General features: G+C 63.6%; 13 protein-coding genes. 7 read left to right on the top strand and 6 right to left on the bottom strand.

What is annotated here, in order from left to right; translation table 11 throughout:
- Positions 1–30: 30 nt before the first annotated feature.
- The gene (locus C8D77_RS22130; RefSeq protein WP_109667895.1) at positions 31–414 is read right to left on the bottom strand and encodes a RidA family protein; all 384 of its coding nucleotides are present in this window, start codon (positions 412–414) and stop codon (positions 31–33) included.
- A gap of 265 nt (positions 415–679) precedes the next feature.
- On the opposite strand from C8D77_RS22130, the gene C8D77_RS22125 reads away from it, so the two are divergent.
- Genes C8D77_RS22125 through C8D77_RS22095 form a run of 7 tightly spaced genes read left to right on the top strand, consistent with a single transcriptional unit; the run spans position 680 to position 7,236 of the window.
- Positions 680–1,684, top strand: coding sequence for an ABC transporter substrate-binding protein (locus tag C8D77_RS22125; RefSeq protein ID WP_109667892.1), 1,005 nt, complete (start codon positions 680–682; stop codon positions 1,682–1,684).
- A gap of 12 nt (positions 1,685–1,696) precedes the next feature.
- Entirely contained in the window at positions 1,697–2,521 is an 825-nt protein-coding gene (locus C8D77_RS22120; RefSeq protein ID WP_109667890.1) for an ABC transporter ATP-binding protein, read from the top strand.
- Positions 2,508–3,359 (top strand): ABC transporter permease, encoded by an 852-nt coding sequence (locus C8D77_RS22115; protein ID WP_109667888.1) that lies wholly within the window; start codon positions 2,508–2,510, stop codon positions 3,357–3,359. Before C8D77_RS22120 ends, C8D77_RS22115 begins: the two co-directional genes overlap by 14 nt.
- A gap of 4 nt (positions 3,360–3,363) precedes the next feature.
- A complete protein-coding gene (locus tag C8D77_RS22110) occupies positions 3,364–4,665 on the top strand; it encodes a cytosine deaminase (RefSeq protein ID WP_109667886.1) in 1,302 nt (433 codons plus the stop codon).
- Entirely contained in the window at positions 4,665–6,068 is a 1,404-nt protein-coding gene (locus tag C8D77_RS22105; RefSeq protein ID WP_109667884.1) for an FAD-binding oxidoreductase, read from the top strand. Before C8D77_RS22110 ends, C8D77_RS22105 begins: the two co-directional genes overlap by 1 nt.
- A complete protein-coding gene (locus C8D77_RS22100) occupies positions 6,068–6,649 on the top strand; it encodes an NAD(P)H-dependent oxidoreductase (protein ID WP_170136797.1) in 582 nt (193 codons plus the stop codon). The genes C8D77_RS22105 and C8D77_RS22100 overlap by 1 nt, the downstream gene beginning before the upstream one ends.
- Positions 6,649–7,236: an NAD(P)H-dependent oxidoreductase gene (locus tag C8D77_RS22095; RefSeq protein WP_109667880.1), complete on the top strand. Its 588-nt coding sequence runs from the start codon at positions 6,649–6,651 to the stop codon at positions 7,234–7,236. Before C8D77_RS22100 ends, C8D77_RS22095 begins: the two co-directional genes overlap by 1 nt.
- 148 nt (positions 7,237–7,384) lie before the next feature.
- Here the strand turns inward: C8D77_RS22095 and C8D77_RS22090 are convergent, their stop codons facing one another.
- The 5 genes from C8D77_RS22090 to C8D77_RS22070 are packed head-to-tail and all read right to left on the bottom strand — an operon-like array spanning position 7,385 to position 14,939.
- Positions 7,385–9,850: a GcvT family protein gene (locus C8D77_RS22090; protein ID WP_170136796.1), complete on the bottom strand. Its 2,466-nt coding sequence runs from the start codon at positions 9,848–9,850 to the stop codon at positions 7,385–7,387.
- Entirely contained in the window at positions 9,847–11,028 is a 1,182-nt protein-coding gene (locus C8D77_RS22085) for a pyridoxal phosphate-dependent aminotransferase (RefSeq protein WP_109667878.1), read from the bottom strand. Before C8D77_RS22085 ends, C8D77_RS22090 begins: the two co-directional genes overlap by 4 nt.
- The gene (locus tag C8D77_RS22080) at positions 11,021–11,926 is read right to left on the bottom strand and encodes a homocysteine S-methyltransferase family protein (RefSeq protein WP_109667875.1); all 906 of its coding nucleotides are present in this window, start codon (positions 11,924–11,926) and stop codon (positions 11,021–11,023) included. Before C8D77_RS22080 ends, C8D77_RS22085 begins: the two co-directional genes overlap by 8 nt.
- Positions 11,923–14,376 carry a GcvT family protein gene (locus C8D77_RS22075; RefSeq protein ID WP_109668447.1) on the bottom strand — a complete coding sequence of 818 codons (2,454 nt, stop codon included), beginning with the start codon at positions 14,374–14,376 and terminating at the stop codon, positions 11,923–11,925. Before C8D77_RS22075 ends, C8D77_RS22080 begins: the two co-directional genes overlap by 4 nt.
- Before the next feature lie 20 nt (positions 14,377–14,396).
- On the bottom strand, positions 14,397–14,939 hold the full coding sequence (locus C8D77_RS22070; RefSeq protein ID WP_164757615.1) for a helix-turn-helix domain-containing protein: 543 nt from the start codon (positions 14,937–14,939) through the stop codon (positions 14,397–14,399).
- Positions 14,940–15,011: the final 72 nt, after the last annotated feature.

The raw sequence follows: 15,011 nt of genomic DNA, 5'->3' as shown, positions 1-15,011 counted from the left end.
AGACCTAGCGCGACAGAACTTGTCTGTCGATCACCCGGCCGCGATGGCCTCAACTTCGACCTTGAATTCGGGTCGGGCAAATCCCGAGACGATCATCAGAGTCGAGGCCGGCGCGGGGCTGGAAAACAGCCGGTCGCGAACGTCCATATACGGCCGCAGATGCGCGCGGTCGGTGACATAGGCATTGATGCGGACGATGTCCTGCAGACCCAGGCCGGCTTCGCCGAGAATCGCGGCGATGTTTTGAAAGCAGAGTTCGGCCTGTGCGCCGGCGTCTTCCGGTATCTGGTCGTCCGCGGTGATGGCGACCTGACCCGAGCACAGCACCAGTCGCTTGCCGAGCGGCACCTCGACGCCGTGGCTGTAGCGGGCAAAGGGCGGCTTGATCGACTTCGGGGTGAGGAATTTGAACATGGCATTCTCCTGGATAGCGCCAGCCTAAGGCCTGACCCATTGCACCTTCAAGATGGCGGTGCATGTTGCCCGAGCGATTGTGGACAGGCGTTCAAAAAATAGGCACGATGCCTTCCGTACAGCATGACCCGTCCGCCCTTGGCGGTGCAATGTCGTTCCAGCGGGCGGTCCCGGCGCAAGGCGCCGGTGGCATGTGTCTTGCTTCTTGAATCTTTGGTGTCGAGCCTGGCGCGTGGCGCGCCGGAGCAAACAAAGGGTGGTGTCGATGTACGGAAGACAGAAGATCTCGGTGGCGGTTGTGGCCTTGCTTGCAGCCAGCACGCTGGGTGCGGCTGCGAATGAAAAAGTCACCTTCGGCACCAACTGGTTGGCCGAGCCGGAACATGGCGGATATTATCAGTCCGTGGCGGACGGCACCTACGCCGCCTGCGGCCTCGACGTCACCATCATGCAGGGCGGTCCGCAGGTTAGCGGCCGGCCGATGCTGCTGGCCGGCAAGATCGATTTCTACATGGGCGGCAATCTGCTGTCGGCTTTCGATGCCGTCCAGCAAGGCATTCCCATGCGCGTGGTGGCGGCGGACTTCCAGAAGGACCCGCAGGTCATCATGTCCCACCCCGGCGAGGGGCTCGACAAATGGGAAGACCTGAAGAACGCCGACCAGTACATATTGGGCGACGAGGGCGTGCAGACCTTCTTCCAGTGGATGGTCATCGAACTCGGCTTCGACGCCTCAAAGCGCGCGCCCTACACCTACAACACCGCTCCCTTCCTCGCCAACAAGAAGTCGATCCAGCAGGGCTACGTCACCTCCGAGCCGTTCGCGGTCAAGAAGGAAGGCGGCTTCGTGCCGAACCAGTTCCTGCTTGCCGACTATGGCTGGGACACCTACTCGACGACGATCGAGGTGATGCAGGAAACGATCGACAAGAAGCCGGAGGTGGTCCAGTGCTTCGTCGATGGTTCGGCCAAGGGCTGGTACAAATATCTCTACGGCGACAACAAGGCCGCCAACGACCTGATCAAGAAAGACAATCCCGACATGAGCGACGAGCAGATCGCGTTCTCGATCGAGCAGATGAAGAAGTTCGGCCTTGCCGATTCCGGCGACACTGAGAAGCTCGGCATCGGCGCCATGACCGACGAGCGGATCAAAAGTTTCTACGACAAGATGGTCAAGGCCAAGGTCACGCCTGACGGCATCGACATCAAAAAGGCCTACACACTGACCTTCGTCAACAAGGGCGTCGGGCTCGACCTGAAGAAATAGGCCGGTCCCGGCATGATAAGGGAAAAGGTGGCGCAAGCGCCGGCCTCGGACGTGGCATCGACATTGCTGGCGCTGAGGGGCGTCGGCAAGGTCTTCTCCAACGGCGTGACTGCGCTGAGCGATGTCAATCTGACGATCCGGGAAGGTGATTTCCTCAGCCTGCTCGGGCCGTCGGGTTGCGGCAAGTCGACGGCGCTGCGGCTGATCGCCGGCCTGTCGACGCCGACCTCCGGCGTGCTCGATTGGCGCGGCGGCGGGACGCTTGACCGCTCGAACATCGGCTTCGTTTTCCAGGAGCCGACGCTGCTGCCCTGGGCCAGCGTCTTCGACAATGTCTGGCTGCCGCTTCGGCTGAAAGGCATTTCCCGCGCCAAGGCCGCGCCGGCGGTGACGGAAATGCTGGCGCGGGTGCATCTGACCGGCTTCGAAGACGCGGTGCCGCGCGAACTGTCCGGCGGCATGAAGATGCGCGTCTCGATCGCGCGGGCCATGGTGACCAAACCGCGCGTGCTGTTGATGGACGAGCCGTTCGCGGCACTCGACGAGATCACCCGCTTCAAGCTCAACAACGATCTGCTAGAACTGTGGCAGGACGAACGTTTCACCGTCGTCTTCGTCACCCACAGCGTCTTCGAAAGCGTGTTCCTCTCCAACCGTGTCGTCGTCATGGCGGCGCGGCCGGGCAGGGTGTTCGACGAACTCGCCATCGAGGCCTCCTATCCGCGCGACGAGGCGTTTCGCACCTCGCCCGACTATGCGGCACTCTGCCGTCAGGCCTCCGATGTGTTGGTCAACGCCATCAATTCAACAGCAGGCGCTCATCATGACGGCCATTGACGAGCGCGTGCTCGAACTCGACCCCGAGGAAGCGCGCCGCGTGCGCCAGGAGCGGTTCGAACGGATCGGCCGCTGGGTGCTGCCGCTGGCGATCATGATCCTGGCGATATGGCTGTGGGATCGCATATGCGTCTGGAACGCGATCCCGCAATACATCCTGCCGCGTCCCGGCGTGGTGCTGTGGACACTCTACAACGATGCCGGCCTGCTGTTCTCTTCGCTGCTCGTCACCTTGCGCATCACCTTCCTCAGCCTGGCTCTGGCGGTCATTGGCGGGGTCGGGCTGGCGGTGCTGTTTGCGCAATCGAAATGGGTCGAGATGTCGTTCTTCCCATTCGCCATCGTGCTGCAGGTGACGCCGATCGTAGCGATCTTTCCGCTGATCAACATCTATGTAAACGACCAGACGACCAAGCTCCTGCTCTGCGCCTGGATCGTCGCCTTCTTTCCGATCCTGTCCAACACCACGCTTGGCCTCAACTCCGTCGACCGCAATCTGCGCGACATGTTCAAGCTCAATGGCGCGACGCGCTGGCAGCAATTGCGCTATCTCAGGTTGCCGGCGGCGATGCCCTATTTCCTCGGCGGGTTGAAGATCGCCGGCGGCCTGTCGCTGATCGGTGCCGTGGTGGCCGAGTTCGTCGCCGGCACCACCGGCCAGTCGTCTGGCCTCGCCTCGCGCATCATCGAGGCTGGCTACCGGCTCAACGCGCCGCGGCTGTTCGCTGCGCTGTTCCTGATCTCGCTTACCGGCATTTTGATTTTCCTCGTGCTGTCGCTGATTTCGCATCTCATTTTGCGGCGCTGGCACGAAAGCGCACTGAAGCAGGAGCGCTAGGTCCTTGATTCCGAACACAGGCTCATACCAGCTCGCCAACGTCAGGCTTCACGCGTCCCTGAGCCCAGGCCTTGGCGCTGCTTTCGATCGCGATGGCTTTGCGCTTGCCGACATCACTGTCACCGAGGGCAAGATCGCAGCCATCGCCGCACATCGTCGTGCAGCGACGCCCCTGGACGCTGTCGACCTTGGCGGCCGCATTGTGCTGCCGTGTTTCGTCGACTGCCACACGCATATCGACAAGGGTCATATCTGGCCGCGAAAACCCAATCCCGACGGCACCTTCATGGGCGCGCTGAATGCCGCCGGTGCCGATCGTGCGGCACGCTGGAGCGCCGAAGACGTTGCCCGGCGCATGGATTTTTCGCTGCGCTGCGCCTACGCGCATGGCACCAGGGCGCTGCGCACCCACCTCGACAGCGTCGCGCCGCAGGAGGAAATCTCTTGGCCGGTGTTCGAGGCGATGCGCGAGGCATGGCGCGGCCGCATCGAGTTGCAGGGCGCCTGCCTGCTCGGCATCGAGGGCGTTCGCGACAGGAAATGGTTCGACAGGCTGGCAAAAAGAGTTGCCGCGGCCAAGGGCGTGCTCGGTGTCGTCACCTATATGGTGCCGGATCTCGAAGAGCTGCTCGACCACGTCTTCGCGCAAGCCATCAAGCATGGCCTCGATCTCGATTTCCATGCCGACGAGACCGATGACATCGCCGCGATCTCGCTGAAGAAGATCGCCGAGGCCGCACTCTGGAACGGTTTCGACGGAAAGATCCTCGTCGGCCATTGCTGTTCGCTGTCGCGCCAGCCTGACCTCGACGTGCTCGATACGCTGGACAAGGTGGCGAAAGCCGGGTTGGCCGTCGTCTCGCTGCCGATGTGCAATCTCTATCTGCAGGACCGGCGCGGCGACGGCACCACGCCGCGCTGGCGCGGCGTGACGCTGCTGCACGAGATGAAGGCGAGGGGCATTCCGGTTGCCGTCGCATCCGACAACACGCGTGATCCCTTCTATGCCTATGGCGATCTCGACATGCTGGAGGTCTACCGCATGGCGACGCGCATCCTGCATTTCGATCATCCGGTCGCTGACTGGCCGCAAGCCGTCACCGCGACGCCCGCCAAAGTGATGCGGCTCGACGGCTTCGGCACGCTGGCCAGCGGCGGGGATGCCGATTTCATCGTGTTCAAAGGTCGAAGCTGGACGGAATTGCTGTCGCGGCCCGAATCGGATCGCATCGTCGTGCGCAGCGGACGCGCAATCGACCGGCAATTGCCCGACTATGCCGAACTCGACGAACTGATGGTGGAATGATGGACGTTTCGGCGCTCAAACGCGATCTCGAAGGCCTGAAGATCGACGACAATCCGGCCATCGTCCAGCAGAAGAGCCGCGACTTCTACTGGTACAGCCCGGTGCTGAAGCAGCAGCTCGACCATGTCACCGGCGATCTGATCGTGACGCCGAAGACCGAGGCCGAACTGATCCGCGTGCTTGCCGCCTGCCATCGGCATGGTGTGCCGGTGACGCCGCGCGGCAGCGGCACCGGCAATTATGGCCAGGCGATGCCGCTCTCCGGCGGTGTGGTGCTCAACCTTGCCGAGATGAACGAGATCAAGTCGATCGCGCCAGGTCGCGTGGTGACGGGACCAGGCGCGATCCTGGCCGACATCGACAAGGCGACGCGGGCGCATTCCGGGCAGGAGCTGCGGCTGTCGCCGTCCACCTACAACACGGCCTCGATCGGCGGCTTCATCGCCGGCGGTTCGGGCGGCGTCGGCTCGATCAATTTCGGCGGCCTGCGCGATTTCGGCAATGTGCTTCGCCTGCGCGTGGTGACCATGGAAGCCGAGCCGAAAGCGCTCGAGCTCACCGGCGAGAATCTGCACAAGGTCACCCACGCCTACGGCACCAACGGCATCATATCGGAAGTCGAGATGCCGCTGACTGCAGCCTATGACTGGGTCGACGTCATTGTTGGCTTCGACGCTTTCATGGATGCCGCCCGCTATGGCAATGCGCTGGCCTGCCAGGACGGCATCCTCACCAAGCTGATCACGCCGATAGCGGCACCCGTGCCGCAGCTCTATTTCAAGCGGCACCAGAAATTCCTCCGGGAAGGGCAAAGCATCTGCGTCGTCATGGTGGCGCAGCATGGGCTCGATGCCTTCCTGGCCTTCACCCGCCGCGTCAGCGGCGAGGTGATCTACAATGCGGCCACGGCGACGCCGGACGAGAAAAAGGGCCTGCCGCCGGCCTATGAGCTGGCCTGGAATCACACGACGCTCCGGGCGCTGCGCGTCGATCCTTCGATTACCTATCTGCAGTCGCTCTATCCCTTTCCCAACCAGTTGGCGCTGGTCGAGAAGATGGATGCGATGTTTCCCGGCGAGGTTTTCTCGCATCTCGAATTCGTACGCCTGGACGGCAACGTCACCTGCTTTGGCCTGCCGCTGGTCAAGTTCACCACCGAAGCGCGGCTCGACGAGATCGTGCGGTTGCATGAGGAGAATGGCTGCCCGATCTTCAACCCACACCGCTACACGCTGGAAGAGGGCGGCATGAAGCAGACGGACGCGGTGCAGCTTGCCTTCAAGCGCGAGACTGACCCGCTGGGCCTGCTTAACCCCGGCAAGATGATCGCCTGGGAAAACCCGGACTACGACTATCGCTCTGGCCGGACTTTTTTGTTCAAGGGGCTGCAGAAAGCAGGCTGATGAACATCCTCGTGCTCTACGCCCATCCGGTCGAGACCAGCTTCAACGCCGGCCTGCACCGGATGATCGTCGAGCGGCTGGTGGCGGCGGGCCATACGGTCGACGACTGCGATCTCTATGCCGAGGATTTCGATCCGCGGCTGACGCGCCGGGAGAGGCTGGATTATCACAACCAGCGCGGCCCGGCCGACGCTGTGGCGCCCTATGTCGAGCGGCTGCTGCGGGCCGATGCGCTGGTGCTGTCCTATCCGGTCTGGAATTATGGTTTTCCAGCCATCCTGAAAGGCTTTTTCGATCGCGTCTTCCTGCCCGGCGTGTCGTTCAAGCTGGTCGACGGCAAGGTGCAGCCGTCGCTGCACAACATAAGCAAGGTTGCAGCGGTGACCACTTATGGCGGCAGCCGGTTCCGCGCCATGCTGATGGGCGATCCGCCGCGCAGGCTGATCAAGCGGATGCTGCGCGCCACCGTAAAACCCGGCGCGCCGGTGAGCTATCTCGCGCATTACGCGATGAACCTGTCTACCGACCGCACGCGCAAGGCTTTCATGGCCAAGGTCGCGGCACGCATGGAGGCGTTCTGATGCGCGCGCTGGTGGTCTACTGCCATCCGGTGCCGGAAAGCTTCTGTGCGGCAATTCGCGACGCTGCCGTCGACGTGCTGACACGAAGAGGCTGGGAGGTGCGGCTGCTCGACCTCTATGCCGAGAGATTCGACCCGGTGATGGGCTGCGACGAGCGGCGCTCCTACAACGACCAGGCGCCGCAGGATCCGGCGCTGAAGCCGCATTTCGAACTGCTTGAGTGGGCCGAAGCGATCCTGTTCGTCTATCCGACCTGGTGGTACGGGCTGCCGGCGATGCTGAAAGGCTGGCTCGACCGGGTGTGGGCGACGGACGTCGCCTTCAAGCTGCCGGCGGGCAAGGGGCGGATCAAGTCGCTGATGACGCATGTAACCAAGGTCGGTGTCATCACCACCTGCGGCGCGCCGACCTGGTGGAGCGTGGTCGTCGGCCAGCCGGGACGCAAGACCCTGCTGCGCGGCATGCGGGCGCTGTGCGCGACACGTTGCCGGACTTTTTTCCTGGCGCACTATCTGATGGATTCCTCGACGCCGGCGACGCGGGCTGCATTTCTGGCGAAGGTGCGAGGGAAGTTGGAGCGGTTTTAGGGAATTAGCGTCCTTCTCCCCGTTTCACGGGGAGAAGGTGCCGGCAGGCAGATGAGGGGCGGCGCCTCACTTGCAGAACTTAGCGCCGCCCCTCATCCGGCCCTTCGGGCCACCTTCTCCCCGTAAACGGGGGCGAAGGAAGAGGGCGCTACATCTTCACCCGCTCGGCCTTCGGATCATACATTGGCTTCAGCGACGCTTCCGCCGCAAAGCGCTCGCCGGCGATCTCGATCTCGTAGGATGAGCCCAGCACATCCGCCTCGCTCTCGCCCTGGCACGGCATGTATCCCAGCCCGACGGCGCCGCCGAGGTGATGGCCGTAATTGCCAGACGTGATCGGACCGACGATCTTGCCGTCGCGCAGGATCGCCTCGTTGTGGAAGAGCAGGGGTTGCGGGTCTTTCAGCCGGAACTGGACCAGCCGGCGTGACAGCCCGGCTTCCTTCTTGCGCAACACCGCATCGCGGCCGATGAAGTCGCCCTTGGCAGTCTTCACAGCGAAGCCAAGGCCGGCTTCCAGCACATTGTCCTCGTCGGTGATGTCGTGGCCGAAATGCCGAAACGCCTTTTCGATGCGGCAGGAATCCAGCGTGTGCAGGCCGCAGAGTTTCAGGCCGACATCGGCGCCTGCCTCTTCGATCGCTTCGAAGACATGAGCGGCCTGGTCGGTCGAGACATAGAGCTCCCAGCCAAGTTCGCCGACATAGGTGACGCGGTGGGCGCGGGCCAGGCCCATGCCGATCTCGATCTCCTGGAACGTGCCGAACGGGTTGGTTTCGTTGGAGAAATCGTTGGGGCTGACCTTCTGGATCAGCTTTCGCGCATCCGGCCCCATCAGGCAGAGCACACTTTCGGCCGCCGTCACATCGGTGATGACGACAAATTCGTCGGTGATGTGTCTGCGCAGCCAGGCCAGGTCGCGCTGCAGCGTGGCGCCGGGGACGACGAGAAAGAACGCTGTCTCCGAAAGGCGCGAGACCGTCAGGTCGCTCTCGATGCCGCCGCGCTGGTTGAGCATCTGGGTGTAGACGATCTTGCCCGGGGCCACGTCCATGTCGTTGGCGCACAGTCTTTGCAGGAAGGCACAGGCGTCGCGGCCCTCGACCCGGATCTTGCCGAACGAGGTCATGTCGAACAGGCCGACGCTGTTCCTGACCGCGAGGTGTTCTTCGCGCTGGTTGTCGAACCAGTTCTGGCGCTTCCAGGAATAGCGGTATTCGCGCTCCTGGCCTTCACGGGCAAACCAGTTGGCGCGCTCCCAGCCGGCGACTTCGCCGAAGACGGCGCCGCGCGCCTTCAGATGCTCGTGCAGCGGCGAACGCCTGATATTCCTCGAGGTCGCCATCTGACGATAGGGGAAATGGTCGGCATAGAGCAGGCCGAGCGTTTCGGAGACGCGCTCCCGGAGGTAGCGGCGGTTCTTCTGGAACGGCTGGGCGCGGCGAATGTCGACTTCCCACAGATCGAAGGGGGCTTCGCCGTCATTGATCCACTGCGCCAGCGCCATGCCGGCGCCGCCGGAGGAGACGATGCCGATCGAATTGTAGCCGGTCGCCATCCAGTAGCCGGACAGCTCCGGCGCCTCGCCGAGATAGTAGCGGTCGTCGGGGGTAAAACTCTCGGGACCGTTGAAGAAGGTGTGGATGCCGGCGGTCGCCAGCATCGGCATGCGGTTGACGCCCATTTCGAGGATCGGCTCGAAATGGTCCATATCCTCCGGCAGTTGGTCGAAGCAGAAATCCTCGCGGATGCCGTCCATGCCCCAGGGCTTTGCCACCGGTTCGAAGGCGCCCAGCATCATCTTGCCGGCGTCCTCCTTGTAGTAGGCGCACTCGTCAGGCACGCGCAGCACGGGCAGACGGGTGAGACCGGGGATCGGCTCGGTGACGAGATAAAAATGCTCGCAGGCGTGCAGCGGGATGGTGACGCCGTTCTGTGCTCCCAGTTCGCGCGCCCACATGCCGGCGCAGTTGACGACGATGTCGGCTTCGATGGTGCCTTGGTCTTCACCCTGTGCCCAGGACACCCCGGTGACGCGGCCAGCCCTGGTGTGGACCTTGGTGACCTTCACATTCTCGACGATGGTGGCGCCGCGCTGGCGCGCGCCCTTGGCCAGCGCCATCGCGATATTGGCAGGGTCGCACTGGCCGTCGAGCGGCAGATGCACGGCGCCGACGACGTCCGAGACATTCAGATGCGGGTACATCTGCTTGACTTCATTGGGAGAAATCTCGCGGACATCGACATCGAAGGCGCGGGCGAGCGACGCCTGCCTGTAAATCTCGTGCTTGCGTTCTTCGGTCAGCGCCACGGTGATCGAGCCGACCTGGCGCATGCCGGTGCCGACTTCGGTCTCGGCTTCCAGCTTGACGTAGAGGTCAGCCGAATATTTCGCCAGCCGGGTCATGTTCTGCGAACCGCGCAACTGGCCGATCAGGCCGGCGGCATGCCATGTCGTGCCCGACGTCAGCTGCTTGCGTTCCAGGAGCACGATATCGGTCCAGCCAAGCTTGGCCAGGTGGTAGGCGACGGAGCAGCCGGAAACGCCACCACCGATAATGACGGCCCTCGCTTTGGTAGGGATGGCTTTTGTCGGGATAGCTTTGGCGGTCATGCGGCCTCGCGACGATAGCTGGAAGCGAAACGGCGCAGCCGGAGCGCTGCTTCCTGCAGCATGGGTTCGGGCTGGCAGAGGCTGATGCGGATATGGCCGGCGGCTGCCTCGCCGAAGCTGGAGCCCGGCATCACGCCGACATTCTCCTTGTCGAGGAAAGCGAAGGCGAATTTCTCGTCGTCGGGTTCAACGGCGGATATGTCGAGCATGACATACATGCCGCCTTCGGAACCGCGCACGGTGACATCGTTCATGCCGCGCACGGCATCGAGGAAGACGGTGCGGCGCGCGGCGTAGCGCTCGGCGATGTCCTTCACGCCATAGCGGTTTTCAAGCGCCTCGGCGCAGGCGATCGAGATGAAGGCCGGCAGCCCGTAAGTGGTCACCAGATTGAGATTGGTGAGCAGCGTGATCATCGCTTCAGGGCCTGTCAGCCAGCCCATGCGCCAACCGGTCATGCCGTGGCTCTTGGACATCGAATTGATGACCAGCGTTCGTTCGGCCATGCCGGACAGTGAGCGCGGCGAGACATGCTCGCCGCCGCCCAGCGTCCAATAGACTTCGTCCGACAGCAGCCAGAGGTCATGCTCCCGGCAAATCTCGGCAAGTTGCTCCAGCCGCTCTCGCGAATAGACCGCACCGGTGGGGTTGTTCGGTGTGTTGATGAGAATGGCGCGCGTGTTGGGCCGGAGTGCTGCGCGGATCATCTCGGCATGCGGTTGGAAGCCGTCCTCGGCGGGTGTCTCGACCACGGTGAAACTGGCGCCTGCGGCGCTGAACGTGTTGGGATAGGTTGCGTAATAAGGCGCTACGACGATGGCGTGGTCGCCCTGGTCGAGCACGGCCTGCACGGCTGCGTAGAGTGCGGCCTGGCCGCCCGGCGTGGCGATGACCTGATCCGGCGTCGTCTCGACGCCGGTGCAGGCGCTCGAGGCTGCCGCCATGGCCTTGCGCAGGCGCGGCAGGCCGGAAAGCGGCGTGTAGTGGTGGTTGCTGCCGCGAACCGCGGTCACGCACGCTTCGATCGTTTCCGAAGGTGTGTCGAAGTCGTGATCGCCGACCGACAGCATGATGATGTCTTCGCCGGCCGCTTTGCGGGCCCAGGCGGCCGAATGGACTTCCCAGCCGTCCTTGCCCGAAGGCACGATGCCGGAAATGCGCGACGATGGTCTAGGCATGTATTTCTCCCGAAATTTCGTAGCCGGCCTGTTCGAGCCGGTCGCGCAGAGCGGCGATGTGCGCCGGTCCGACTTCACAGCAGCCGCCGACAATGTCGGCGCCGGCCTCGACCCAGCCGATCGCCTGGTCGGCATAGGCGTCCGGACCAAGGTCGTGACGGGCGTGCAGCACATCGACAGTGCCGCCATGCTTGAGCGCTTCGGTGGAGGTGAAGCCATTGGCATAGGCGCCGACAGGGCCGCCGAGGTCGATCAGTTCAGGCAAGGCCGCGGCGATCGCTTCGGGTCGGCAGCAGTTGAGCAGCCGCGCCGCAACAGTCAAGCCGTCGAGCGCGCCTGCCGCGGTGGCTATTGCCTCGCCGCTGCGCAGCCGCGGCTTGCCGTGGTCGGCGAGTGTCCACGACACCCATACCGGCTTGCCGCTTTCCGATGCCGCGGTGACGGCCGCGCGCGCCTCCTCGATGGACGCCATGGTTTCGCACAGGAACAGGTCGACGCCATCCGCCTGCTCGGCAACGATGCGGCGGTAGATGTCGAGCGTATCCTGATATGAAATGGTCAGCGCCGGCGCGTAGCTGCCGAACAGCGGCGACAGGCAGCCGGCGATGGTTGCCTCACCGGCCTGCTCGCAAGCTTGCCTGGCCAATTCGATGCCGCGCTTCTGCAACGGCTTGAATAGGTCTTCCGCGCCCTCACGCGCCAGGCGTTCGGGTGTTGCCGAATAGGTGTTGATGGTAATGACACGGGCGCCGGCACGGATGAATTCCGCGTGCAGGTCGCGCACCAGATCCGGTTCGTCGATCAGCACTCTGGCCGACCATAGCGGCGTCGGCTCGGATTGGCTGCGGCGGACCAGTTCCTGGCCCATGCCGCCATCGGTGAGGATGACCTTCTTCATGCGCGCAGCCTGTCGTTCTTCGGATCCCACAGTGGCTCATCTTTCTGCACGATCGCCTGAAAACGCTCGCCGAAGATCTCGACCTCGATTGCGGTGCCGGGTTCGGCCAGATCGGCGCGCAGCATGCCGAGCGCGATCGATTTGTCGATGCGATGCCCCCAGCCGCCCGACGTCGTCTCACCGACGATCTTGCCGTCGTGCCACAGCGTCGACACCGAAGGCGCGTCGCAATCGCCGGGGTCCTCGACGACCAGGGTGACGAAACGCTTCGTCACCCCTTGCTGCTTCTCGTTCTGGAGTGCTGCCTTGCCGCGGAAGTTGGGTTTATCCCATTTGACGAAGCGCTCGAGCCCGCCCTGCAGGATCGAATAGTCGGTCGACAGATCGCCCTTCCAGGTGCGGTAGCCTTTTTCGAGCCGCAGCGAATCCAGCGCGTACATGCCGAACGGCTTCAGCCCGTGCTGTTGACCTGCCGCGCAGACGGCGTCGAAGATGGCGGCGGTGTCGTCCACCCTTGTGTGGATTTCCCAGCCGAGTTCGCCGGCGAAGGAGACGCGCACCAGTTTGGCCCAGCGACCGGCGATCTTCGTCTCCTGATGCGTCAGCCATGGCAGAGTGAGGTCGGCTTCGCAGACATCGGCGAGGATTTTCCGCGAGTTCGGCCCGGCCAGGATCTGGGTCGAGAATTCCTCGGTCCGGTCGATCAGCCTGAACGGTGCGTCCTTGGGCATGCGCGATTTCAGCCATTCGAAATCATGCCATTGGGCGACCGCCGCGGTGATCAGCGTCATCAGGTTGTCGTCGTGGCGGACGACGGACATTTCGGTGACGATGCGGCCCTTGTCGTCGGCGAAATAGACGAGGCCGATGCGGCCGGGCTTCGGCACCAGCCCGGTGACCTGCAGACTCAGCCATTCGGCGGCGCCCGGACCTTCCAGGTTGAAGCGGGAGAAGCCCGGCAGGTCCAAGATGCCGGCGGCGTCGCGCACGGCAAGGCACTCCTCGCGTACGCGATGGTGCCATGGCCCGTCGCGGCGGAAGGTCAGCGTCGCCTCCTCGGAGATGTCGTCGCCGTCTTGCGCGTACCAGGTGGCGCGCTCCCAGCCATTGTAAGCGTCGAAGCGGCCGCCGAGCGCCTTGATGCGATCGTGGATCGGCGACAGCTTGCGGTCGCGGCCTTCAGGCCAGGCATGGCGCGGAAACTGGATGGCGTATTCGTTGCCGTAGATCTCCATGCCCTTCGCGACGCAATAGTCCGGCGCCGAGGCAAAGGACGTGAAGCGGCGCGGGTCGCACGACCACATGTCCCATTCGGTCTGGCCCTCAGTCACCCATTCGGCCAGCACTTTGCCGGCGCCGCCGCCCTGGGCGATGCCGAAGGTGAAGACGCAGGCCTCGAAGGCATTGGGAACGCCGGGCATCGGGCCGATCAGCGGATTGCCGTCCGGTGTGTAGGGGATCGGCCCGTTGATGACCTTGGACAGGCCGGCTGTGCCCAGGATCGGCACGCGGGCGACAGCGTCGGCCAGATAATGTTCCAGCCGGTCGAGATCGTCGGGGAAGAGCTGGAAGGAAAAATCCTCCGGCATCGGGTCGTTGTGGGTGGCCCAATGCGCGCGGCAATTGCGCTCATAGGGGCCGAGATTCATGCCGTTCTTTTCCTGGCGCAGATAGTAGGAGGTGTCGACGTCGCGCAGCAGCGGCAGCTTTTTGCCCTGTTCTTTCGACCATGCCGCCAGTTCGGGAATCTCCTCGAACAGGATGTACTGGTGGCTCATCACCATCATCGGCACGTCGCGGCCGAACATCCGGCCGACTTCGGCGGCGCGGTAGCCGGCGGCATTGACGACGATCTCGCAGCGGATCTCGCCTTGTGCCGTCTCGACCACCCATTCGTCGTTCTCGCGGTGCACGCCTGATACCGGGCAGAAGCGGATGATTTTCGCGCCCATGTCACGGGCACCCTTGGCGAGCGCCTGGGTGAGCTGCGCCGGATCGATGTCGCCGTCGCTCGGGTCGTAGAGTGCGCCCTTCAAATCATGCGTGTCGATGAAGGGATAGCGGCGCTTGATCTCGTCGACGCCGACAATGTCGATGTCCATGCCCTGGTAGCGGCCCATGCCCTTGGCGCGCTGGAATTCCTGCATGCGCTCTTTCGTATGAGCAAGGCGCAGCGAGCCGGTGACGTGATAGTTCATGGGATAGTCGACCGCGTCGGCCAGCCCGCGATAAAGCTCGGTCGAATAGCGCTGCATGTTCATCAGCGACCAGGACGAGGAGAAGGTCGGCACATTGCCGGCGGCATGCCAGGTCGAGCCGGAGGTCAGCTCGTTCTTTTCGAGCAGCACGCAGTCGGTCCAGCCCGCCTTGGCGAGATGATAGAGCGAGGACGTGCCGACGGCGCCGCCTCCGATGATCACCACGCGCGCCGTGCTCGGCAAACCCGCCATGTTCTTCTCCAAACTTAAACTCAATAGACAGGTGGTGAAACCACCCAGATGATAACCGCGGGCTCCGCACCCGGATTGCGCCAGCGGTAGGGCTTGCCTTCGAAGCGAAAGGAGTCGCCTTCGCCAAGCCGATGCCAGACGCCTGCTATCTCGATGTCGAACAGTCCGGACGCGACATATCCGGCTTCCTCGGTCGGCCGCTGCGCCTCGGCCTTCAGCTCCGCGCCCGGCGCGAAGACCGAACGCACCATCTCGAAACTACCGCCGAGATCGGGCGACAGAAGCTCCTCCACCAGGCCGGATTCGCTTGTGCCAAGCGTGCGGCGCCGGCCGGCGCGCACAACCACGCCGCGCTCGCTTTCGACAGGCACGTCATGGCTGAAGAACAGGCTGATCGGCACGCCGAACAGTTCAGCAAAGGCTCTGAGATCGCTGAGCGACGGCGTCGACAGGCCACGCTCGACCTGGCTGACCCAGCCGACTGAACGGCCAAGCTTCAGGCCGATCTCGGCGAGCGTCAGCCCGCGCGCCCTGCGCAAGGCCCTGATGTCGCCGGCCAGCACGCGTTCGTCAGTTCCCTGTAATGTTCTTGCTGTAGGCGAAGGCAAAACGCTCACTTCATGAAAAAATCCGGT

Origin of the sequence: Mesorhizobium loti, assembly GCF_003148495.1 — a bacterium.
In the GTDB taxonomy this organism is placed as follows: Bacteria; Pseudomonadota; Alphaproteobacteria; order Rhizobiales; family Rhizobiaceae; genus Mesorhizobium; species Mesorhizobium loti.
This window is presented reverse-complemented; position numbering and strand designations above follow the sequence as displayed.

Coding starts and splice junctions, on each gene's coding strand:
- C8D77_RS22105 (WP_109667884.1), top strand. CDS start 4,665: ATGGACGTTTCGGCGCTCAAACGCGATCTCGAAGGCCTGAAGATCGAC.
- C8D77_RS22080 (WP_109667875.1), bottom strand. CDS start 11,926: ATGAAGAAGGTCATCCTCACCGATGGCGGCATGGGCCAGGAACTGGTC.
- C8D77_RS22120 (WP_109667890.1), top strand. CDS start 1,697: ATGATAAGGGAAAAGGTGGCGCAAGCGCCGGCCTCGGACGTGGCATCG.
- C8D77_RS22090 (WP_170136796.1), bottom strand. CDS start 9,850: ATGACCGCCAAAGCTATCCCGACAAAAGCCATCCCTACCAAAGCGAGG.
- C8D77_RS22130 (WP_109667895.1), bottom strand. CDS start 414: ATGTTCAAATTCCTCACCCCGAAGTCGATCAAGCCGCCCTTTGCCCGC.
- C8D77_RS22085 (WP_109667878.1), bottom strand. CDS start 11,028: ATGCCTAGACCATCGTCGCGCATTTCCGGCATCGTGCCTTCGGGCAAG.
- C8D77_RS22115 (WP_109667888.1), top strand. CDS start 2,508: ATGACGGCCATTGACGAGCGCGTGCTCGAACTCGACCCCGAGGAAGCG.
- C8D77_RS22075 (WP_109668447.1), bottom strand. CDS start 14,376: ATGGCGGGTTTGCCGAGCACGGCGCGCGTGGTGATCATCGGAGGCGGC.
- C8D77_RS22095 (WP_109667880.1), top strand. CDS start 6,649: ATGCGCGCGCTGGTGGTCTACTGCCATCCGGTGCCGGAAAGCTTCTGT.
- C8D77_RS22125 (WP_109667892.1), top strand. CDS start 680: ATGTACGGAAGACAGAAGATCTCGGTGGCGGTTGTGGCCTTGCTTGCA.
- C8D77_RS22100 (WP_170136797.1), top strand. CDS start 6,068: ATGAACATCCTCGTGCTCTACGCCCATCCGGTCGAGACCAGCTTCAAC.